Source organism: Pseudomonas sp. D2002 (assembly GCF_013385735.1).
In the GTDB taxonomy this organism is placed as follows: domain Bacteria; phylum Pseudomonadota; class Gammaproteobacteria; order Pseudomonadales; family Pseudomonadaceae; genus Aquipseudomonas.
Genome location: NZ_JACAPL010000014.1, coordinates 137,154 through 158,357, shown reverse-complemented (window position 1 = coordinate 158,357; position 21,204 = coordinate 137,154). Strand labels below are relative to the sequence as shown.

Below are 21,204 nucleotides of genomic sequence, written 5' to 3'. Positions count from 1 at the left end.
GCGTCTGGGAATACTGACTCGCCGGGTCGGCGAGCAGCGTTTTTTCCTTACTTCGCAACAGCGTCGGATTAATTCCATCAACCGTCGGATTAAGTCGTTAATCCATGTGTCACCCCGGCCAGGACAGCCTTCGAGCTACGGTTCAATGTGTTTCGATTAACTGCGAACCGATGGTTTTCATCCGAATCATGTCCATCAACTGGCGCAGCCCCGGCTGTGACTGGCGACGACTCGGGTAGTACATGCACAGTGGCTCGCCGATGCAGGCCCAGTCGGCAAGCACTTCCACCAGGCGACCGTCCGCCAGTTCCTGCTGCACGCGGTTGGACAGGCAGTAAGCAATGCCCACGCCTTGCAGCGCGGCATTGACGATGGTCTCGGTGTCGGCCGCGCTGAAGTTGCCGGGCACGTCGATGCGTTGCTGGCGCGGGCCGTTGCCCAGTTCCCATTTGTAGGTGGTCTTGTCGCCCAGGTACATGCGGATGCACGCGTGTTGCAGCAGGTCCTTGGGTGCCTGCGGCGTGCCGCGCCGGGCGAGGTAGGCAGGGGACGCGACCATGATCCAGCGCAAAGCGCCAGTCAGCGGCACCGCGACCATGTCCTGGGGCACGGTCGCGCCATAGCGGATACCGGCGTCGTAGCCCTCGGCAATGATGTCGATCAGGTGGTCTTCGACGATCAAGTCCAGGCGCAATTGCGGGTAAGCGTTCGCGAAATCGCCGAGGATCGGCGCCAACAGCAGCACTGCGGCGTCCCGTGGCACGTTCAGGCGCAAGCGGCCGATGGGGGCTTCGCGGTACAGCTCAAGCGTGTCGAGGCCATCCTGGATCGTCGCAAAGCCCAGGCTGAGCTTTTCTGCGAGCAGCGTGCCGGCGTCGGTGGGCTCGACGGCGCGGCTGGTGCGGTACAGCAGCTTTACGCCGAGACGGGTTTCCAGGTTGCGCATGGTGTGGCTCAACGCCGAGGTGGTCACCCCCAATTCGTGAGCGGCATGGCGAAAACTGCGGCGGCGAATGATCGCCATGAACACATTGAGATCGGCCAATTCGGAACGATTGAAAGCCGCCATATCAAGCCTCTTTTATAGGAGTTCGGTTGCACGGGGCGTTGAGCCCTATTCAACCTCGGATGATCTAGAGTAATTGCTTTTCTACGTATTGTTGCGCGCACAAGGAATTTTTCATGAGTATCGAGACCCTCCGCATAGCCGGGATTGATAAGGCGATCTCGCGGATTGCCCTCGGCACTTGGTCCATGGGCGGGCACCTGTGGGGTGGCGCGGATAACGAGCAATCGACCCGGACCCTCCGCCAAGCGTTGTTAAGCGGTATCAACCTGATCGACACCGCGCCAGTGTATGGCTTTGGCCTGTCCGAAGAGTTGATCGGCAAGGCGCTGCGCGGCGTGCGCCATAGCGCGGTGATCGCGACCAAAGCCGGCCTGCAATGGGACGACGGCACCCCACGGCGCAATGCCACGGCCCAGCGTATTCGCAAAGAGGTCGAAGATTCATTACAGCGTCTGGAAACCGACTACATCGACCTGTACCAAGTGCACTGGCCCGACCCGTTGGTGGCCCAGGAGGAAACCGCCGACACGCTTGAGCGCCTGCGCCGCGAGGGCAAAATCCTCGCCGTGGGCGTGAGCAATTATTCCTGCGCGCAAATGGACGACTTCAGCCGTCACACCGCGTTGGCAACGGTGCAGCCGCCGTACAACCTGTTTGAGCGCGCCATCGACAGCAACATCCTGCCGTATGCCAAGCAGCATTCCCTGGTGGTATTGGCCTACGGCCCGTTGTGCCGTGGTTTGCTGACCGGCAGCATGCATTCGGCCACGCGCTTTGCCGGTGATGACGTGCGCGGGCTCGACCCGAAATTCAAAGCGCCGCGCTTTGAGCAATACCTCGCCGCCGTCGCGGCGCTGGATATCTATGCCCGCGAATGCCACGGCAAGTCGGTGCTGGCGTTGGCGCTGCGCTGGGTGCTCGATCAAGGCCCGACGATTGCGCTGTGGGGCGCACGTCGGCCGGAGCAATTGCGCGGTTATGAAGAGGCGTTCGGCTGGAAGTTGAGTGCCGATGACCTGACCCATATCGACCGTATTCTGGCCAGCACGATAAAAGATCCGATTGGGCCGGAATTTATGGCCCCACCCAAACGTTAGCCCTAGCGACAGGGATGTCTGCGACAACAAGAACTGACATCCCCATACGTTGAGGTTTTGCATGAAACGCGGTTCCGTATTCAAGATCGCTGGTGGTTTGCTCTGTGTGATTGCGCTAATCGGCGCCTGGCAATGGCGCGGTAACCCCGATGCGCTATGGCACATCGTCAGCCAGCAATGTGTGCCCCATCAGCAACAGCAGCAAAGCCCCAGCCCGTGCCTGGCGGTGGACCTGGACCGTGGCTACATGCTGTTCAAAGACCGCAATGGCCCGTTGCATGACCTGCTGATTCCGGTCGACAAAATCACCGGCATTGAAGACCCCGCCCTTGGCCGCCAGTTGCTGCCGCATTACGTGGCCCAGGCCTGACGCCATCGCAATGTGTTATCCGATGGCCTGGCAAAGCCGATTCCCGATCAGTTCGTCTCGGTGGCGATCAACTCGCGTTTCGGCCGCGCTCAGAACCAGCTGCATGTGCATATTGCCTGCCTGCGCCCGGATGTCTTCTCAGTGCTCAACCAAGCCAGCAACCTCGACGCACAGTGGCGTGTCTTGCCGACTCGCCTGCTGGGCCACACCTACAGTGCCCGCACGCTGTCGGCGGCGGACGCCGATGTACTCGACCCATTGGCGGTGTTGCGTGAATACGTGGATGCCCAAGGCGATGCCATGAGCCATTACAGCTTGCTGATGACGCCCCGCGCCGATGGCAGCCTGGTGCTGCTGGCCACGCACCTGGCCGTCACTGAGCTGAACCTTGGCTCGGCCGGTGAGCTGCAAGACTATCGCTGTGAATTGATGAACTCGCTCTAACCTTTTTCCGACTTACCTCCATGCGCTTGACTGTGTTGGCTTCCCTGTTCCTGCTCGCCGGCGCTGACCACTGTAGGATCGAGCTGACACAGCCAACGGTTATTCACGACCTATTTGGACGATAAACGACACCACCCAAACCTACCCATTGAACGACTGTTCAGTTTGCACTATGTTGACCGCATCCACCCATGTGCACGCACATCGGTTCGCGCTTTTTCTTCTTGAACGAGAGGCTCTGGCATGCGGTTTTCCCCCTTCGTTGAACGAATTGCAGGGCAGGGCGTAGCCGCCTGGGACATCCACCACGCGGCGTTCCAGGCCGCAAGCCAGGGCGAAGACATCATCATCCTCAGCGTCGGTGACCCGGATTTCGCCACGCCGTCCTTTATCACCGATGCCGCCGTCAGTGCACTGCGCGACGGCGACACCCACTACACCGAAATCCCCGGCCGCCCGACATTGCGCTATGCCGTTGCCGCGCGCTACAGCAACACCCTGTCGCGGCCGTTGAGTGCCGACAACGTGATCATCGTGCCAGGTGCGCAGAACGCCTTGTTCATCAGTTCCCTGTGCCTGCTGCAAGCCGGTGATGAAGTGCTGGTGCTCGACCCGATGTACGTCACTTATGAAGCCACGCTCAAGGCCAGTGGCGCGACGCTGGTACGCGTGCCGTGTTCGCCGCAGTCGGGCTTTCGCCTCGACGCGCAACTGCTCGCTGCCGCGATCACGCCCCGGACCCGGGCGATTTTCTTCTCCAACCCGAACAACCCCACCGGCGTCGTCCTCAACCCGCAAGAGCTGCAAGCCATTGCCGACCTGGCCATCGCCCATGACCTGTGGGTGGTGGTCGATGAGGTGTACGAAAGCCTGGTGTTCGACGGCCAGTACTACAGCCTCGCCGCGCTGCCGGGCATGGCCGAGCGCTGCATCGTGATCGGCAGCTTGTCCAAATCCCATGCCATGACCGGCTGGCGCATCGGCTGGATCATTGCCGCGCCGCAGATGGTCGCGCACGCCGAAACGCTGGTGCTGAGCATGCTCTATGGCTTGCCCGGTTTTGTCATGGAAGCCGCTACGGCGGCAGTGCTGGCCCATGACGAAGTGACCGTGGGCATGCGCGACATCTATCGCCGCCGCCGCGACCTGGTGGTGGCTGGTCTCAGCGCCTGCCCGGGGATCAAGGTGCAGGCGCCGCAAGCGGGCATGTTTGTGCTGGTGGATGTGCGCGGCACCGGTTTGGGTTCGTTGGACTTCGCTTGGCGACTGTTCCGCGAGGCCGGCGTGTCGGTGCTCGACGCCGCCGCGTTTGGTGAACCGGCGCAAGGTTTTGTGCGCTTGTCCTTCACCCTGGGCGAAGACCGCCTGGCCGAGGCCTGTCAACGCATCAGCCGGTTCGTCGCCAAGCTGGCCGGTGAACCGCGCGTGGTGGCGGCGGCAAAGGTCGAGGTGCTGCAGCCGGTCGAGGCCAGGAAGATGATTGAAGTCGTCGACCTGCATAAGCGTTTCGGCAATATCGAGGTGCTCAAGGGCATTTCGCTGACCGCCCACGAAGGCGAGGTGATCTCGCTGATCGGCGCCAGCGGCTCGGGCAAAAGCACTTTGCTGCGCTGCATCAACATGCTCGAAGTGCCCGACCAGGGCAGCATTCATGTCGATGGGGAAAGCATCAAACTGAACTACGCCATCCCCGGTGCGCCGCTGGTGGCCGATGCCAAGCAACTGGTGCGCATCCGCTCGACCCTGGGCATGGTGTTCCAGAACTTCAACCTGTGGCCGCACCGCACCGTGCTGGAAAACCTCATCGAAGCGCCCACCCAGGTGCTGGGCGAAAGCCGCGCCGAGGCCATCGAGCGCGCCGAAGCCTTGCTCGACCGCGTGGGTCTTGCCGCCAAGCGCAACGAATACCCGGCGTTTCTCTCCGGAGGCCAGCAGCAACGCGTGGCAATTGCCCGCGCCTTGGCCATGCGCCCCAAAGTCATGCTGTTCGACGAACCCACCTCAGCCCTCGACCCGGAACTGGTCGGCGAGGTGCTGCGCGTTATCCGCTCGCTGGCCGAAGAAGGCCGCACCATGATCCTGGTCACCCATGAAATGGCCTTCGCCCGGGATGTGTCCTCCAAAGTGGCTTTTCTGCACCAAGGCATGATCGAGGAAACCGGCACGCCGGACTCGGTGTTTATCGACCCACGCAGTGAGCGTTGCCGACAATTCGTCAACGCCCATCAAACGCGCTAACACCAAAAAAAGACGGGGCAAATCATGAAATCCAGACGCATGGCAACGTGGTTGGGCAGTGCAGTGTTGATGTTGGCCGCAGGTTTTACTCAGGCGGCAGAAAAACCCATCGTGTTTGCAGTGGCGGCGGAACCCTATCCACCGTTTACCGTGAAGGGCGGCAACGGCCAGTGGTCCGGCTTTGAAGTGGACCTGATTCACAAGCTGTGTGAAGGCATGAAAGCTGAATGCCAGATCAAGGAAGTGGCGTGGGACGGCATTATTCCGTCGCTGCTGGCGAAGAAGATCGACGTGATCTTCTCCTCGATGTCAGTCACCGATGAACGCGAAAAACAGATCGCTTTCAGCCGTGCCTACTACGATTCGCTGCTGGGCGTGGCAGGCCCCAAGGGCGCGACGGTGGACATCACGCCTGAAGGCCTCAAGGGCAAGTTGATCGGCGTGCAGATCTCCACGGTCAGCGCCAATTACCTGAAGAAGTACTACGAAAACATCGCCGACCTTAAGTACTACGACACCCAGGAATCGGCCAACGCCGACCTGATTGCCGGGCGTATCGACTACATGATGGCCGACGACACCGCCATCGCCATGATGGTCAAGACCCCGGAAGCCAGCGGCCTGGCGCATATCGCCAGCGTGCCCTACGACCCGATCATCGGCCGTGGTGTCGGCGCCGGTTTGCGCAAGGAAGACACCGCGCTCAAGGCGCGCCTCGACAAGGCCATCGGCGAACTGCTGGTGAGCAAGGATTTTGACGATTTGTCCCAGCACTACTTCGGCCTGTCGGTGAGCCCGTGCAAACGCGCTGACACCCCGGCGTATGTGAGCAAAATCTGCGACAGCCCGTACCCGCCAATCGCGCAGAAGACCGAATAACATGCTCGACCTTCTCAGCTTCGGCGACCAGGGATGGGGCAACGCGCTGCTCAAAGGGTTATGGATGACCCTGCAAATTTCCGCGGGCTCGTTCGCCGTGGGTTTGCTGATCGGCCTGGTGGTGGCCTGCGCCAAACTCAGCGCGCCGCGCCCGATTGCACTGCTGATGCGCGGCTACACCACGGTGTTTCGCGCGGTGCCGGAACTGCTGCTGATCCTGCTGCTGTACTACGCAGGCTCCATGGGCCTCAATGTGCTGATGCTGTGGCTGGGGTTCGAGCAGGTGAACATCAGCGGCCCGCTGGTGGCGATCCTGGTGTTGGGGCTGGTGCAGGGCGCCTATGCGTCGGAGATCTTCCGCGCGGCGATCCTGGCGATTCCCCACGGCCAGATCGAAGCGGCGCGCGCATTTGGCTTGAGCGGGTTTGGTCTGTTTCGTCGCGTGACCTTGCCGATCATGGCGCCCTACGCCTTGGCCGGCATGTCCAACCTGTGGATCAACCTGATCAAGGACAGCGCCTTGATCAGCGTGGTCGGCACCAATGAACTGCTGTACACCGCCAAGCAGGCGGCGGGTTCCACCCGCCAATACCTGCTGTTCTACCTCACGGCCGCTGCCTTGTATTACCTGGTGACGCTGGCTTCCAACTACCTGTCCGGGCGCCTGGAGCGACGTATTCGTCGCTGGATGCCGGTTGTCGAGTGAGCCGCCATGCCTGAGTGGATAAGCTATTACGCAGGGTTGATCGCCAAAGGGCTGCAAACCACCTTGTCGCTGCTGGCGATTTCGGCGGTGCTGGGCTTTGCCTTGGCGGTGCTGGTGGCCTTGGCGCGGTTGTCGCGGCGCAAATGGCTGGCGCGCAGTGCGCTGGCCTACACCAGCGTGCTGCGCGGCACGCCGCTGCTGATCCAGATCTACATTTTCTACTACGGGCTGGGCAGTTTATTTGCCCAGTTCCCGATGCTGCGCGGCAGCTTCCTCTGGCCGTTTTTGCGCGACGGTTACTGGTACATCGTGTTTGCCCTGGTGCTGTCGGTGGGCGCCTATGTGGGCGAAGTGATTCGCGGTGGCCTGCTGGCAGTGCCCAAGGGCGAAATGGAAGCCGCGTCCGCGTTCGGCATGACCGCGCGCCAGGCGTTGCTGCGCGTGCGCCTGCCCCGGGCGATGCGCCTGCTGTTGCCGACGTTGGCGGGGGAGACGGTGATGCTGCTCAAATCCACCGCGCTGGCCTCGACAATCGCTGTGGTCGACTTGCTGGGCGCGGCCAACGTGGTACGCGCGCAGACCTTGCAGATCTATCAACCCTTGCTGCTGGTGGCCGGTGTCTACCTGTGCCTGACCTTCCTGATCGAAGGCGTCTACGCCATCGCCGAACGGCGTGGCACGCCGCTGCGCAGGTCAGTGGGATGAACCAGAACCGCGCGTTGCAAGGGATTGCCCTGTGCTCGCTGGCCTATGCGTTCCTGGCGTTGCAAGACGCTGTGATCAAGTGGCTGGTGGCCGATTATTCGGTGTTCAGCATTCTGTTCTGGCGCAGCCTGGTGGTGGTCGGCGCGTGTGTGATCGCCGGGCGCATGGGCTTGCTGCGCCGGGCCTGGACCTCGGTCAGCCGCAAGCTGCTGATCATTCGCGGGTTGCTGTCGTTGCTGGCGTGGTTGCTGTATTACACCGCCGCCAAGGACCTGACCCTGGCGGAAATGACCACGCTGTATTTCTCCGCGCCGATCATGGTCACGCTGCTGGCGGCGCTGATTCTCAAGGAGCGCGCCGGCCGGGGCCAATGGGTTTCGTTGATCATCGGCTTTGTCGGCGTGGTGATCGCCTGTCGCCCCAGCAATATGGTCGACCCGCTGCCCATCGCCCTGACCCTGGCCGCCGCATTGTGCTGGGCGTTCACCTACATCCAGTTGCGCCAGGTCGACCCGACCACCTCGGTGCTGGAACAGATGCTGATCACCAATGTTGTGTTTGTGATCTGCATGGCCGTGACGTTGCCCTGGACTCACACCCCGGCGCCGACGCCCGCGTGGCTGGGCATGTTGGCCGCCGGGTTGGTGGGCGGTATCGGGCAATTCCTGTTGTTTGCCAGTTTCCGTCGGGCCACCGCGACCTTGCTTGCGCCGTTCGAATACACCGGTTTGATCTGGGCGTTTCTGTTGTCGAGCCTGATCTGGGGCACCTCGATGGATGTGTCGCTGATCATCGGCGCGGTGCTGATCGCCGTCAGCGGCACCTTGGCGATGCTCAGCGCGCGCCACCCCGAGTCACAAGACGTGGTCGGCGCCGAATGCGCCGTGACGCAACCCTTGTACCCAGCAGCGGCAGATGTGCAAGCCGTTGGCCGGGCTGAAGGTGCCGGGGTTGAGGCACCCCTCGAGCCAGAGCCCGTCAAGCATCGCCGATAGGCCGATGGCCGCCAGGTGGCTGTCGTGGATCACCAGGTTTTCGCTGCGCGCGAGATCGTCGAGCAGTTGCTGGATCAGCGCCAGGTAGGCGCGGTAGCTGTTTTCATGGGACTGGTTTACGTGGGGCGAATGGCGGATCAGGCTCCAGAACACCACCCACACGCCGAGCAGGTCGGGGTCCATGACGCGCGGCGAAAACGAGGCGCTGAGAAACGCATCCAGGCGTGCGGCAGCGCCTTCGGCCAACTCGACTTGCGCCCATAGCGCGCGGGTCAATTCACTGGCGAGCTTGTGGTAGGTCTCGGCGATCAGTGCATCGATGCTGCCGAAGTGGTGGTTGAGCAAGCCCACGGAAACACCGGCTTCAGCCGCGATCTTGCGCACGGAAATCCCCGCATGGCCGTCGCGGGAAAGGCAGGTGAGGGTGGCGGCAACCAGCAGGTCCCGGCGTTCATCGGGGTCGGCACGGCGCAGTTTGGGAGGGTCGATGCTCATGGGAATGCCTTTGATGAAAGACCAGAGCGCCAAGGTTAGTTGAACGTGTGTTCAATCTCTAGCAATTAAATGATGAGAGGAGGGCAAGGCATGGCAAAAGACCTTTCGTGGCAGGTAGCAGGCGACGCCGGCAACCGGCTGCACATCGGCGCCTGGCGCTTCGAAGGCGACGGCAGCGGGCCAACGGTTCACCTGCAAGCGGGCGTGCACGCCGATGAAATCGCCGGGATGCTGGTGCTGCACCAGTTGCTGCCGCGCTTGCAGGCTTGCCAGGATCAGGGCCTTCTCAAGGGCACCGTGACCGTGGTGCCCCAGGCGAATCCCTTCGGTATCGGCCAATTTCGTCAGGGCAAGTTGTTGGGGCGTTTCCACGAAGCCACCGGGCAGAACTTCAACCGTGCCTTCGATCATTCCCTGGCGATGGAACGCCCGGCAAGCAACCTGGCGCAGTGGCAAAAAAGCCTGGTGCAACTGGCGGCCGACGCCGACCTGGTGCTCGACCTGCACACCGACGACGAGGCCCTGCCTTACCTCTATATCCACCGCAGCTTCTGGCCGGAACAAGGCCTGGCCCTGGCGGCGGCGTTGCAGGTGGAGGTGGTGATCGTCTGGGATGACGGCGGCGACGGTTCTTATGAAGAAACCATCATCAACCACGGCGCACCACAGCTGGCGGCGACGATCGAATTGCGCGGCCAGGCGGATGTCAGCGACGCGCTGGCGCAGCAGGACGCCGATGGTTTATGGGCCTGGCTATGCATCAACGGCGTGATTGATGAAGTGGCGGCCATCAACGAATGGCAGGGCGACGTGGTGGACATGGGCTGCATGGAAACCATCCTCGCGCCCTGCGCCGGTGTACTGGTGTTTGAACAAGGCCTGGGCGATCAGGTCGAGGAAGGCCAGCGCTTCGCCCGGATCATCGCAAGGCCTGGCGACCCCACCTCAGAAGTGATTTTGCACGCCGCACAAACCGGCCGCATGGTCACCGGCCACCGCGAGCGCCTGGTGGCCCAGGGTTCGGTGGTGGCCAAATTTACCGGCACGCGCCTGTCCGACAGCTACAGCGGCGGGGTGTTGGACCCATAACATTGTCTATGTACCCCCCATCCAACTGTGGGAGCAGGCAAGCCAGCTCCCACCTTCAACCGTATTTTTTCAGGCTGTAACCCAATCAACTGTGGGAGCGGGCTTGCCCGCGATAGCGGCGTATCAGGCCATACATGTGTCAACTGACCCACCGCTATCGCAGGCAAGCCAGCTCCCACCTTCAACCGCATTTTTTCAAGCTGCAACCCAATCAACTGTGGGAGCGGGCTTGCCCGCGAAGGCGGCGTATCAGGCCATACATGAGTCAACTGACCCACCGCTATCGCAGGCAAGCCAGCTCCCACCTTCGACCGCATTTTTTCAGGCTGTAACCCAATCAACTGTGGGAGCGGGCTTGCTCGCGAAGGCGGCGTATCAGGCCACACATGAGTCAGCTGACCCACCGCTATCGCAGGCCAGCCCGCTCCCACACTCAACCGCATTTTTTCAGGCTGCAACCCAATCAACTGTGGGAGCGGGCTTGCCCGCGAAGGCGGTGTATCAGGCCATACATGAGTCAGCTGACCCACCGCTATCGCAGACCAGCCACCGAATCTGCACCCAGCTACCGCCAGTGCCGCCGTCGGAACTCGCTCTGATCAGCGGCGCCGAGCGCCTGAGTGCTACCCACCACGGGCTGATCGACTGTTTGCGCGAGGCTGTTTCACAGCCTGGGCAGGCGTTCCAGTAACAGGCGCTCAAGGGTGGCTGCCGGCAGCGGCCGGCTGAACAAATACCCCTGAATCTGATCGCAGCCGGCGTCCTTCAAAAACGCCAGCTGCGCCTGGGTTTCCACGCCTTCGGCAACCACTTGCAGGCTCAGGCTATGGGCCAGTTCAATGATGGTGCGGGTGATTGCCGCGTCTTGCGGGTTGGTGGTGACTTCGCGGATAAACGCGATGTCGATCTTCAGCGTATCGATGGGAAACCGGCGCAAATACGCCAGGCTTGAATAGCCGGTGCCGAAGTCATCGATGGAGATCTTCACGCCCAGGTTGCGCAAGCGTTGCAGGCTGGCAATGGTGTGCTGGGTGTTTTCCATCAGCGAGCCTTCCGTCAGCTCGACCTCCAGCCAATGCGGTGCGACGCCGGTTTCTATCAGGATGCGTTCGATGTCGGCAATCAGGTCGCCTTCGATCAATTGATGCCCGGAGACGTTGACGGACACCTCGACGGCGCCAATCAAGCCGCGTTGCCACTCGGCAATCTGCTGGCAAACGGTGTCGATCACCCAGCGCCCGACCGGCACAATCAGCCCCAGGCTTTCCAGCACCGGTACGAACACCGCCGGCGACACCGCGCCGTAGCCGGGGCGCTCCCAGCGCAGCAGGGCTTCAAGGGCGCATATCTGCCCGCCGGCAAGTTCGACCTTGGGTTGGTAATGCACCGTGAATTCATTGAGTTCCACTGCTTGGCGCAGGGCATTTTCCAGGTCCTGACGCGCCAGGTCATGCACGCTCATGCCGGCCGGCGCGCCCGTTTGCCGTCGCAGTTGCTGCTCCAGCACCAGGTTGTGGGTTTTCAACTGATCGCCACGCGCCTTGAGACGCAGCAGGTTGCGCACGCGCAACCACAACTCGGCACGCTCCACCGGTTTGCTGATGAACTCCTCGGCGCCGGTTTCCAGCCCGCTGACCCGCGCGCTCGGCTCACTGAGGGCCGAGAGCATGATGATCGGGATGCTCGCGGTGGTTTCGTCGCCCTTCAGTTGGCTGGCGACTTCATAGCCGTCCATGCCTGGCATCATGATGTCCAGCAGGATCAGGTCAGGTGGCTGTTGCGCCACGAGCTGCAGCGCTTCTTCACCGCTGCTCGCACTCAGGGTCTGGTAGCCCTGGTGTTGCAGCAGGGTTTCCAATAGCTTGCGAACCTGGGGTTCGTCATCAACGATCAACAGCGTTGCGGGTTGGCTGGCCATGGAGAGGACTCATAGAAGAGGGTTGGTGTGTGGTTGCAGCAAGGTGTCGATGACCTGGTACAGCTCTTTGTAACGCAGCGGCTTGATGATGTAGGCGTCGCAACCGGCCAGCCGGGTCTTCTCGCGGTCTTCCTTCATGGCCATGGCGGTCAGGGCGATCACCGGAATGTGCGCGGTATTTGGGTCTTGCTTGAGCAGCGACGTGGCGGCGAGGCCGTCCATGCCCGGTAGCTGAATGTCCATCAGGATCAGTGCCGGTTGTTTTTCCCGCGCCAGGGTCAGGCCGGTTTCCGCATCCGCCGCCCATAACACGGTGTGACCGGCATTGAGCAGCAACAAGCGCGCCAGGCGCATGTTTGCCTCGTTGTCTTCGACGATCAGGATTTCGGCCATACAGCCTCCGGCGCACGGTGCAGGGGCAGCCACACTACAAAACGCGTGCCCAGGCCTGCGCGGCTGGCCACGGCGACGCTGCCGCCATGCAGGTCGGTCAGTTGCTTGACCATCGCCAGGCCCAGGCCTGTGCCTTCGAATTTACGCGCCAGGCTGCTGTCGATCTGGCTGAAGGCCTTGAACAGCTTGGTCATGTCCTCCTCGGCGATGCCAATGCCGGTGTCGCTGACACTCAATTCCAGGAACTGCGCGTGGGTGCCGGGTTGCAGGGCGAAGCCGTGGGCCGGCCAATCGCTGGGGATCTGCCCGACCTGCGCGCGGCTCACTTCGCGCACTGCCAGGGTCACGCTGCTGCCGTGTTCGCTGAACTTCACCGCATTGGCCAGCAGGTTGTAGACGATCTGCTTGGTCTTGCGCAGGTCCAGTTCCAGGGTGCCGAAATCGGCCTCGCATTCCAGCTTCAACTGGATGCGTTGCAGCGCGGCTTTTTCGCGCACGATCAATAAACTGTTGGCGAGCAAGCCCGCCAGTTCCACGGGCTCCAACTCCAGGTCCATCATCCCGGCCTCGACTTTGGAGAGGTCAAGAATGTCGTTGATCAGTGACAGCAGGTGCTGGCCGCTGGTGAAGATGTCGCCGATGTATTCGCGCTGCACCTCGCTCATGTCGCCGACCAAGCCATCCTTCAAGGCCTCGGAAAAGCCAATCACCGCGTTCAGCGGTGTGCGCAGTTCGTGGGACATGGTGGCGAGGAACTCGGATTTCATGTGGTTGGCGTGTTCCAGTTCCAGGTTTTTTTCTTCCAGTGCGCGTTCGAAGCCTTTGCGCTCGGCTTCTTCCTGTTTGCGCGCAGTGTTGTCGGTGCCGATCAGCAGGTAACCGATGATTGTGTCGTGGCGGTTGCGCAAGGCCGTGACCGAGACCATCGCTGACAGGCGACTGCCGTCCTTGCGGATATAGGTCAGCTCGTAAATGTCTTCGATGCCGCGCGAGGCCTTGAACACCAGGGCTTCGAAGCCTGGGTTGATCGGCGTGTCCAGCTCCAGGCTGAGGGCGGCGGCGCGGGTAATCAGCTCGGCGGGGTCGGAAATGTCGGCGGGGGTAATGCGGTTCAGCACGTCGTCGGCGGCGTAACCGAGCATGCGTTCGGCGCCGACATTGAAGATTTGGATCACGCCTTTTTCGTCGGTGGCGATGCTGGAAAAATACGCGCTGTTGAAGATCGCGTCTTGCAGGGCGCCGGTCTTGAGCAGGGTTTTCTGACGTTTGAATTCGACGATTTTTTCGGCCCGCGATTGCGGTTCGAGTGGTCGGTCGGTGGGGCTTTTATCCATCGCGGTGGCGTTCCGGGAACTTCAGGCCCGCCATCATCGAAAGCCGATGGCGCAGAGCATGCTCACAGAAGATCGCGCAAGGGCGATGAGGAGGAGATGAGGTCTTTGAACAATAGCAGAGATAGGTGGGAGCTGGATTGCCGGCGATGCAGGCACTTCGGTGTATCAGGTACAGCCCGTTGATGCCATCGCAGGCAAGCCAGCTCCCACAGTTGATTGACTTCAGCCTCCAGGCCGCTGTGCTCAGTGTTGATCGACACCCCACACGATGCGGTTTTCGCGCTTTAGCAGTTGATGAAACGTTTAATCAAACGATAAACGGCACACGCAAGCGCTTGCGTAAGGAAATGTAACTGGACTAGAGTCGGCAGCACTCGACTACAAAAATAATAATGCCAGGAGCTCATCCATGAGCCTTGAACCCTTGCTTGAGATGCAGGGCATCAGCAAAACCTTCAACGGTTTGCGCGTGCTCAAGAATGTCGGCCTGAAGGTCTACCCCGGTGAAATTCACGCACTGATGGGGGAGAACGGCGCCGGCAAATCGACCCTGATGAAAATCCTCTCCGGCGCTTACCAGGCCGACCCCGGCGGTGAAATCCGCATCGACGGCCAGCCCGTCGCCACCTTCGACCCCGCCACCGCCAAAACCCTCGGCATCGCCGTGATCTATCAGGAACTGAGCCTGTGCCCGAACCTGAGCGTGGCCGAGAACATCTACCTGGGCCGCGAACTGCGGCGCGGCTGGACCATCGACCGCAAGGGCATGCAAGAAGGCTGCGTCGAAGTGCTGCAACGCCTGGGCGCCGAGTTCAAACCGGCCACGCCGGTGAGCAGCCTGTCGATTGCCGAGCGCCAGTTGGTGGAAATCGCCCGCGCCCTGCATGCCCATGCCAGGATTCTGGTGATGGACGAACCAACCACGCCACTCTCATCGCGGGAGACCGACCGCCTGTTTGCCCTGATCAAGCAGCTGCGCAGCCAGGGCCTGGCGATCATCTACATCAGCCACCGCATGGCCGAAATCTACGAGTTGTCGGACCGGGTCTCGGTGCTGCGCGACGGCCAGTACATCGGCGAGCTGACCCGCGATGCGTTGTCGGCCGAAGTGTTGGTGAAAATGATGGTTGGCCGCGATTTGTCCGGCTTCTACAAGAAGGAGCACGCCGCCTATAACCCTGGCAACGTGGTGATGCGCGTGCGTGATATGGCCGATGGCAAGCGCGTGCGCCAGTGCAGTTTCGACCTGCACGCCGGTGAAGTGCTGGGCATCGCCGGGCTGGTTGGGGCAGGGCGCACCGAACTGGCGCGGCTGATCTTCGCCGCCGACCCACGCACCTCCGGCACGCTGGAAGTGGTCGGCAAAACCGTCACTCAGCTGCGCAACCCGGCGGACGCGATTCGTGCGGGCGTGGTGTACCTCACCGAAGACCGCAAGGCCCAGGGCCTGTTCCTGGACATGAGCGTGGCCGACAACATCAACGTCTGCGCCTGTGTGCCGGACGCGCATGCCGGTGGCGTGCTGGATCGCGGCCATGCTGCGCAGCGTTCAAATGACGCGATCAAGTCGCTGTCGATTCGGGTGGCGTCGGGCAAGGTCAATGTCGGCGCGTTGAGCGGCGGCAATCAACAAAAAGTCCTGTTGGCGCGGTTGCTGGAGGTCAAGCCGCACGTGCTGATCCTCGACGAACCGACGCGGGGCGTGGACATCGGCTCCAAGTCCGAGATCTACCGCATCATCAATCAACTGGCGCTGGCGGGGGTTGGCATCGTGGTGATTTCCAGCGAGCTGCCGGAAATCATCGGCACCTGCGACCGCGTGCTGATCATGCGCGAAGGCCAATTGGTGGCCGAAGTCGGCGGGGCTTCGGCCCACGCCATTTCCCAGGAACGCATTATTGACCTCGCCACCGGTGGCGATCAGGTGGCTGCCCATGGCTGATTCAAACAACAACGCACTGACCCTCGCACCCGTCGGCAAAGCGGAGCGCATTCGTGAACTGATGCGCACCGTCGGCATGCTGCCGGTGCTGGTATTGCTGCTGGTGGGCTTTGCCCTGGCCAGCGAAAACTTCCTCACCGTGCAGAACCTGTCGATCATCACCCAGCAGGCTTCGGTGAATGTGGTGCTGGCGGCGGGCATGACCTTTGTGATTCTCACGGCGGGCATCGACTTGTCGGTGGGTGCGATTCTGGCCGCGTCCGCCGTGGTCGCGTTGCAGGCGTCGATGTCGCCGCAGTTCGGCATGTTCGGGATTGCCGCCGGCGTTGGTTTTGGCCTGTTGCTGGGCTTGGTCAACGGTGGCTTGATTGCCTTCATGCGCCTGCCGCCGTTTATCGTCACCCTCGGCGCGCTGACCGCCATGCGTGGCCTGGCGCGGTTGCTGGCGGATGATAAAACCGTGTTCAACCCCGACCTGCCGTTTGCGTTTATCGGCAACGACTCAGTGCTGGGCGTGCCGTGGCTGGTGATCATCGCGGTGGCCGTGGTGGGGCTGTCGTGGTTCATCCTGCGCCGCACGGTGATGGGCGTGCAGATCTACTCGGTGGGCGGCAACCCTGAAGCCGCGCGGCTGTCGGGCATCAAGGTGTGGAAGGTGCTGCTGTTCGTCTACGCCATGTCCGGTGCCTTGGCCGGGTTGGGTGCGGTGATGAGCGCCTCGCGCCTGTTCGCCGCCAATGGCCTGCAACTCGGGCAATCCTATGAGCTGGATGCGATTGCCGCCGTGATCCTCGGCGGCACCAGTTTTACCGGCGGCGTCGGCACCATCGGCGGCACGCTGATCGGCGCGCTGATTATCGCGGTACTCACCAACGGCCTGGTGCTGCTGGGGGTTTCGGATATCTGGCAGTACATCATCAAAGGCATTGTGATCATCGGCGCGGTGGCGCTGGATCGTTATCGCCAATCCGGCGCACGCACCTGATTTCACTCCCATAACAATCACAAGAGAGACCCGCATGAACTTCAAACGCCTGTTTCCCGTCATTGCCTTGGCTGCCGTGATGTCCAACGTCGTCGAAGCCCGAGAACTCAAGGCCCTCGGCATCAGCATGGGCTCGCTCGGCAACCCGTATTTCGTGACCCTGGCCGACGGCGCCACGGCGCGGGCCAAGGAACTGAACCCCAACGTCAAGGTGACGTCGGTGTCGGCTGACTATGACCTGAGCAAGCAGTTTTCGCAGATCGATAACTTCATCTCGTCCAAGGTCGACCTGATCCTGCTCAATGCCGTGGACCCGTCCGCCATGGCCTCGGCGATCAAGAAAGCCCGCGACGCCGGCATCGTCGTGGTAGCGGTGGATGTGGACGCCAAGGGCGTGAACGCCACCGTGCAAACCGACAACGTCGAAGCCGGCAAGCTGGCCTGCCAGTTCCTGGTGGACAAGCTCGCGGGCAAAGGCAATGTGATTATTCAGAATGGCCCGCAAGTCACCGCCGTGACCGACCGCGTCAAAGGCTGCAAAGCCGCATTGGCCGGCGCGCCGGACATCAAGGTGCTGTCCGATGACCAGGACGGCAAAGGCTCGCGCGAAGGCGGCTTGAACGTGATGCAGGGCTATCTCACGCGCTTCCCGAAAATCGACGGCCTGTTTGCGATCAACGACCCGCAAGCGATTGGCAGTGACTTGGCGGCCAAGCAACTGAAACGCAGCGGCATCCTCATCACGTCCGTGGACGGCGCGCCGGACATCGAAAATGCGCTGAAGACCGACACGCAAATCCAGGCCTCGGCCAGCCAGGACCCGTGGGCCATGGCGCAAACAGCGGTGAATGTCGGCAATGACATTCTCAACGACAAAGCCCCGGCCGAGGCGGTTACCCTGCTCACGCCAAAACTGATCACCCGTGACAACGTCGGGACGTACAGCGGGTGGTCGAGCAAACATTGATTCATTGAAGGGGAAAGCGTCGTGGTCACCATGGATGACGTGGCAAGCAGGGCGGGTGTGTCGACGTCGACCGTGTCCCACGTGTTGAACGGCACACGCAAGGTCAGCGCGGCCACGCTGCAGGCGGTACAGCGCGCGATTCAGGAGTTGGGTTACATCCCCAACACCCTGGCGCGCTCGCTGGCCCGTTCGAGCACCAGCACGATTGGCGTGGCGATCTCGGCGCTGTCCAACCACTACTTCAGCGAAACCGTGCACGCGATAGAAACCGAGTGCGCCAAACACGGCTACATGATGCTGTTTGTCGACCCCCACGACGACCCGGAGCAGGAGCTGCGGGTGGTCACCGCGCTGCATCATCGCCGCGTCGACGGAATTTTGCTGGCCCCGTCCACCGGTTCAAAAGCCCTGGAATACCTGCAGGCCAATGAGATGCCGACGGTGCTGGTGGACCGCATGATGAGTGAGCAATTCGACCAGATCGGGGTGGAGAATACCCAGTCCACCGAGGCTCTGGTCGCCCATCTGATTGAACACGGGCACCGCCGTATCGGCTTTATCGCCGGGCGTGCGGGGCTGGGGACGACCGATGAGCGCGCGGCCGGTTACCGCGCCGCGTTACAGGCAGCGGGGCTGGTGTTTGATCCGCGACTGTTGGTCAACGGCGGTTCCAACAGTGAGCCTGCCCGGCAAGCGACGGCGCAGTTACTGGCATTGCCGCAGCCGCCGACCGCGATCATGGCGGGCAATAACCTGATGACTTTGGGCGCCATGCACGCCCTGCGTGATGCGCAGATTGAGGTACCGGGGCAGATCGCCCTGGTGGGTTTTGATGATTTTGACTGGGCAGATTTTTTCGTGCCGCGCCTGACCTTGATTGCCCAGCCCGTCAAGGAACTTGGCGCCCGCGCGGTACAGATGCTGCTGCAACGCATGGCCTCGCCCAACGCGCCGGTGCAAAGCGTGCGCCTGGCGCCGCGCCTGCAATACCGTAATTCATGTGGCTGTATTTGATTGGAATGACCCCCGTATGAGCAGTCCTGTTTCCCTCGGTATTGATCTGGGCACCTCCGAACTCAAGGCGATCCTCATGGACGTCGACGGCGCCGTGCTCGCGCATGCGGGTGTGCGCCTGAGTGTGTCGCGGCGCCATGGCGGCTGGTCCGAACAGGCGCCGGAAGACTGGTGGCAGGCATGTTTGCAGGCGCTGGAGCAGTTGCGCGCCCATGCGGCGTTCAGTCGGGTGGCGTGTATCGGGTTGTCCGGGCAGATGCACGGCGCGGTGCTGCTCGGTGCTGACGACCGCGTGTTGTACCCGGCGATCCTGTGGGACGACTCGCGCGCTGTCGCCGAAGCGGAGCAGCTTGGGCCTGGCTTTGCCGAGGTCACCGGCAGCTTGCCCATGGCCGGGCTCACTGCGCCGAAGCTGCTGTGGCTGCAAGCGCATGAACCCGAGGTGTTCAAGGCGATTGACTGCGTGCTGTCGCCCAAGGATTACCTGCGCTTGCGCCTGAGTGGCGAGCGCATCAGCGAGATGTCCGATGCTGCCGGCACCTTGTGGCTCGACGTGGCGCACCGCGAATGGTTTGCGCCGATGGTGCGCGCCACCGGCCTTGCGCCTGCACAAATGCCTCGGTTGGTCGAAGGCGGTGCGGCGAGTGCGTGTTTGACGCCGAGTATTGCAGCCCGGCTGGGCTTGTCTGCCGAGGTGGTGATTGCCGGGGGCGGCGGCGATAACCCGGTGGCGGCCGTCGGCATCGGCGCAATCAATGCCGGGGATGGTTTCATCACCCTGGGCACCAGCGCGGCCATCGTCGCCATCACCGATCACGCCGCCGGCAACCCGGCCAGCGCGGTGCACAGCTTCTGCCACGCGCTGCCCAATCGCTGGTACACCATGGGCGCCATGCTGGCCGGCGCCAGTTGCCTGCGTTGGGTCACGCGGCTGACCGGCAGCCAGGACGAACAAACCCTGCTGGATCAAGTGCAGGCGCAGTTGCCGATTGCGCAGCCCGTGCCGTTGGACACGCCACTGTTTTTGCCCTACCTCGCGGGTGAGCGTACGCCGCATAACGACCCCTTGCTGCGCGGCGGCTTCATGAACCTGGGCCACGATTGCACCCCGGCGATGCTTGGTTATGCGGTGATGGAAGGTGTGGGGTTTGGCTTGCTCGACGCCTTGCACGCCGTGCAGTCAGCCGGCGCCAGCGTCGGTGCCTGCGCGCTGGTAGGCGGCGGCGCGCGCAGCGAATACTGGGCGCAGTTGTTGGCGAATATCCTGCAACGGCAGATTTTTACCTTGCAGGGCAGCGAATTAAGCGCCTGCATTGGCGCGGCGAAACTGGGGTTATTGTCGATCGGGCAGGGCACGGACTTGTTGCAGGCGGGCATGCCGGTCAAGGCGCGGTATTGGCCTGATGTGAAGCAACAGCCGGTGCTTGAGGCGCGCTATCGCAAGTTCCGGGGGTTGCTGGCGGCGGCGAAGGCCTTGCACGACTGAGCCGCCGGCTGGTTGTTAAATGTTCAGTTAAACGCAGCACCCCTGTGGGAGCGGGCTTGCTCGCGAAAGCGGTGGGTCAGCTACATATGAGTTGACTGATTCACCGCATTCGCGAGCAAGCCCGCTCCCACATTTAATCTTCGTTGCTTTGAGCTCTGCGTTCGCATAACTGAGGGGATTAAGCGAGTTACCCGGCAAGGGTGCGCAGCACGCTTTCCAGCGAGGTGGTTCCCTTCAGCACCTGTTCATGCTCGAAACAGATCCAGCCTTCGTTGAATCCATCGACCATGCGCATGCGCGGCAATGGGTTTTGTGCGCCCTGGCCGCGCAGCAATGCTTCCCAGGTATCGCGCTCAACCACTTCGGCATGTACCTCGCGGCCGAGCAGGTGTGTCAGGGTTTGGGCGATGTCGTTCGGGCTGACCCACTGGCTTTCCAACTCGACCACGCGGTGGCCGGCCCAGTCTTGTTGCAGCAACTGCGCGGCGAGTGTGCCGATGTCGGCGGTGGCAACCATTGGCACGCGCTTGTCGAGCGGTTGCAGGAAGCTATGGATCACACCGGTGTCACGCGCGGTGGTGACATCGTACGCAGCGTTTTCCATAAACCAGCCGGGGCGCAGGAAGGTCACGGGGATATCCAGAGCGCTCAACGCCTGTTCCATCAATGTGCGCTGAGTCAGCAGATTCAGTTCTGTGGCTTGCGCGCCGATGGTCGACAGGCACAAGACTTTTTCCGGCGCGGCGGCCTTCAGGGCCTGGCTGACGGCTGCAATTACGTTGCGCGCTTCCGGAAAACCAGGCAGTGGGTCGAAGCCCGGCGGCGGCAGGATGAAGACGCCGGTTGCGCCCTTGAATGCCTCCGTCAGCGCCTGGGCATCCTCCATCGCGGCAAACGCGATTTCGCAGCCCTGGTCCGCCCAATAAGCCGCCTTGCCGGCGTCGCGAATCACCGCGCGAACGGGAAGACCTGCGTTAAGGAGATTGCGCGCCAAGGCGCCGCCGACTTTGCCTGTGATGCCAGTAATAACGTACATGCGCTTTACACCTGTGGGTTCCAATGAGTGGAACCCAGCATA

17 protein-coding genes and 2 pseudogenes are annotated in these 21,204 nt (G+C 62.1%); 13 read left to right on the top strand and 6 right to left on the bottom strand.

The window, feature by feature from the left end; translation table 11 throughout:
• Positions 1-142 precede the first annotated feature (142 nt).
• A complete protein-coding gene (locus tag HX783_RS24925; RefSeq protein WP_177018620.1) occupies positions 143-1,069 on the bottom strand; it encodes a LysR family transcriptional regulator in 927 nt (308 codons plus the stop codon).
• A 113-nt stretch (positions 1,070-1,182) separates the two neighbouring features.
• On the opposite strand from HX783_RS24925, the gene HX783_RS24920 reads away from it, so the two are divergent.
• From HX783_RS24920 to HX783_RS30055, 7 genes and pseudogenes are all read left to right on the top strand, one after another.
• Positions 1,183-2,166 carry an aldo/keto reductase gene (locus HX783_RS24920; protein ID WP_177018619.1) on the top strand — a complete coding sequence of 328 codons (984 nt, stop codon included), beginning with the start codon at positions 1,183-1,185 and terminating at the stop codon, positions 2,164-2,166.
• A gap of 61 nt (positions 2,167-2,227) precedes the next feature.
• Positions 2,228-2,980 (top strand): annotated as a pseudogene (locus tag HX783_RS24915) (CDP-diacylglycerol diphosphatase).
• 243 nt (positions 2,981-3,223) lie between these two features.
• Entirely contained in the window at positions 3,224-5,218 is a 1,995-nt protein-coding gene (locus HX783_RS30150; RefSeq protein WP_177018618.1) for an aminotransferase class I/II-fold pyridoxal phosphate-dependent enzyme, read from the top strand.
• Between the two features lie 24 nt (positions 5,219-5,242).
• Positions 5,243-6,097 carry a transporter substrate-binding domain-containing protein gene (locus tag HX783_RS24905; RefSeq protein ID WP_177018617.1) on the top strand — a complete coding sequence of 285 codons (855 nt, stop codon included), beginning with the start codon at positions 5,243-5,245 and terminating at the stop codon, positions 6,095-6,097.
• Position 6,098: 1 nt separating this feature from the next.
• Positions 6,099-6,803, top strand: coding sequence for an ABC transporter permease (locus HX783_RS24900; protein ID WP_159956443.1), 705 nt, complete (start codon positions 6,099-6,101; stop codon positions 6,801-6,803).
• 6 nt (positions 6,804-6,809) lie between these two features.
• Complete coding sequence (locus HX783_RS24895) at positions 6,810-7,508, top strand: ABC transporter permease (protein WP_159956445.1); 699 nt, start codon at positions 6,810-6,812, stop codon at positions 7,506-7,508.
• Complete coding sequence (locus HX783_RS30055; RefSeq protein WP_256347289.1) at positions 7,505-8,503, top strand: DMT family transporter; 999 nt, start codon at positions 7,505-7,507, stop codon at positions 8,501-8,503. Before HX783_RS24895 ends, HX783_RS30055 begins: the two co-directional genes overlap by 4 nt.
• Here the strand turns inward: HX783_RS30055 and HX783_RS24890 are convergent.
• A pseudogene (locus HX783_RS24890) lies at positions 8,459-8,998 on the bottom strand (TetR/AcrR family transcriptional regulator); the annotation flags it as partial. The gene HX783_RS30055 and the pseudogene HX783_RS24890 sit on opposite strands and share 45 nt — an antisense overlap.
• A 90-nt stretch (positions 8,999-9,088) precedes the next feature.
• Between HX783_RS24890 and HX783_RS24885 the strand changes: the two are divergent.
• Entirely contained in the window at positions 9,089-10,087 is a 999-nt protein-coding gene (locus tag HX783_RS24885) for a succinylglutamate desuccinylase/aspartoacylase family protein (RefSeq protein WP_177018615.1), read from the top strand.
• A gap of 664 nt (positions 10,088-10,751) precedes the next feature.
• Here HX783_RS24885 and HX783_RS24880 read toward each other — a convergent pair.
• The 3 genes from HX783_RS24880 to HX783_RS24870 are packed head-to-tail and all read right to left on the bottom strand — an operon-like array spanning position 10,752 to position 13,732.
• Entirely contained in the window at positions 10,752-12,005 is a 1,254-nt protein-coding gene (locus tag HX783_RS24880; RefSeq protein ID WP_177018614.1) for an EAL domain-containing response regulator, read from the bottom strand.
• A gap of 9 nt (positions 12,006-12,014) precedes the next feature.
• Positions 12,015-12,398: a response regulator gene (locus HX783_RS24875; RefSeq protein WP_159956456.1), complete on the bottom strand. Its 384-nt coding sequence runs from the start codon at positions 12,396-12,398 to the stop codon at positions 12,015-12,017.
• Entirely contained in the window at positions 12,383-13,732 is a 1,350-nt protein-coding gene (locus HX783_RS24870; protein ID WP_177018613.1) for a HAMP domain-containing sensor histidine kinase, read from the bottom strand. Before HX783_RS24870 ends, HX783_RS24875 begins: the two co-directional genes overlap by 16 nt.
• Before the next feature lie 409 nt (positions 13,733-14,141).
• Between HX783_RS24870 and HX783_RS24865 the strand changes: the two genes are divergently transcribed.
• The 5 genes from HX783_RS24865 to xylB are packed head-to-tail and all read left to right on the top strand — an operon-like array spanning position 14,142 to position 20,126.
• A complete protein-coding gene (locus HX783_RS24865) occupies positions 14,142-15,674 on the top strand; it encodes a sugar ABC transporter ATP-binding protein (RefSeq protein ID WP_177018612.1) in 1,533 nt (510 codons plus the stop codon).
• Complete coding sequence (locus tag HX783_RS24860) at positions 15,667-16,659, top strand: ribose ABC transporter permease (protein WP_177018611.1); 993 nt, start codon at positions 15,667-15,669, stop codon at positions 16,657-16,659. Before HX783_RS24865 ends, HX783_RS24860 begins: the two co-directional genes overlap by 8 nt.
• Positions 16,660-16,693: 34 nt before the next feature.
• Entirely contained in the window at positions 16,694-17,626 is a 933-nt protein-coding gene (locus HX783_RS24855) for an ABC transporter substrate-binding protein (RefSeq protein WP_159956472.1), read from the top strand.
• 21 nt (positions 17,627-17,647) lie between these two features.
• Entirely contained in the window at positions 17,648-18,640 is a 993-nt protein-coding gene (locus tag HX783_RS24850; protein WP_177018610.1) for a LacI family DNA-binding transcriptional regulator, read from the top strand.
• Positions 18,641-18,656: 16 nt separating this feature from the next.
• Positions 18,657-20,126 (top strand): xylulokinase, encoded by a 1,470-nt coding sequence (gene xylB, locus HX783_RS24845; RefSeq protein WP_177018609.1) that lies wholly within the window; start codon positions 18,657-18,659, stop codon positions 20,124-20,126.
• 187 nt (positions 20,127-20,313) lie between these two features.
• On the opposite strand, the gene HX783_RS24840 is transcribed toward xylB, so the two are convergent.
• On the bottom strand, positions 20,314-21,162 hold the full coding sequence (locus HX783_RS24840) for an NmrA family NAD(P)-binding protein (protein WP_177018608.1): 849 nt from the start codon (positions 21,160-21,162) through the stop codon (positions 20,314-20,316).
• Positions 21,163-21,204: the final 42 nt, after the last annotated feature.

Excerpts from the sequence above, each read along its gene's own strand:
- HX783_RS24840 (WP_177018608.1), bottom strand. The coding sequence starts at position 21,162 with ATGTACGTTATTACTGGCATCACAGGCAAAGTCGGCGGCGCCTTGGCG.
- HX783_RS24855 (WP_159956472.1), top strand. The coding sequence starts at position 16,694 with ATGAACTTCAAACGCCTGTTTCCCGTCATTGCCTTGGCTGCCGTGATG.
- HX783_RS24875 (WP_159956456.1), bottom strand. The coding sequence starts at position 12,398 with ATGGCCGAAATCCTGATCGTCGAAGACAACGAGGCAAACATGCGCCTG.
- HX783_RS24895 (WP_159956445.1), top strand. The coding sequence starts at position 6,810 with ATGCCTGAGTGGATAAGCTATTACGCAGGGTTGATCGCCAAAGGGCTG.
- HX783_RS24885 (WP_177018615.1), top strand. The coding sequence starts at position 9,089 with ATGGCAAAAGACCTTTCGTGGCAGGTAGCAGGCGACGCCGGCAACCGG.
- HX783_RS24865 (WP_177018612.1), top strand. The coding sequence starts at position 14,142 with ATGAGCCTTGAACCCTTGCTTGAGATGCAGGGCATCAGCAAAACCTTC.
- HX783_RS24880 (WP_177018614.1), bottom strand. The coding sequence starts at position 12,005 with ATGGCCAGCCAACCCGCAACGCTGTTGATCGTTGATGACGAACCCCAG.
- HX783_RS24920 (WP_177018619.1), top strand. The coding sequence starts at position 1,183 with ATGAGTATCGAGACCCTCCGCATAGCCGGGATTGATAAGGCGATCTCG.
- HX783_RS30055 (WP_256347289.1), top strand. The coding sequence starts at position 7,505 with ATGAACCAGAACCGCGCGTTGCAAGGGATTGCCCTGTGCTCGCTGGCC.
- HX783_RS24900 (WP_159956443.1), top strand. The coding sequence starts at position 6,099 with ATGCTCGACCTTCTCAGCTTCGGCGACCAGGGATGGGGCAACGCGCTG.
- HX783_RS24870 (WP_177018613.1), bottom strand. The coding sequence starts at position 13,732 with ATGGATAAAAGCCCCACCGACCGACCACTCGAACCGCAATCGCGGGCC.
- HX783_RS30150 (WP_177018618.1), top strand. The coding sequence starts at position 3,224 with ATGCGGTTTTCCCCCTTCGTTGAACGAATTGCAGGGCAGGGCGTAGCC.
- HX783_RS24905 (WP_177018617.1), top strand. The coding sequence starts at position 5,243 with ATGAAATCCAGACGCATGGCAACGTGGTTGGGCAGTGCAGTGTTGATG.
- xylB (WP_177018609.1), top strand. The coding sequence starts at position 18,657 with ATGAGCAGTCCTGTTTCCCTCGGTATTGATCTGGGCACCTCCGAACTC.
- HX783_RS24860 (WP_177018611.1), top strand. The coding sequence starts at position 15,667 with ATGGCTGATTCAAACAACAACGCACTGACCCTCGCACCCGTCGGCAAA.
- HX783_RS24925 (WP_177018620.1), bottom strand. The coding sequence starts at position 1,069 with ATGGCGGCTTTCAATCGTTCCGAATTGGCCGATCTCAATGTGTTCATG.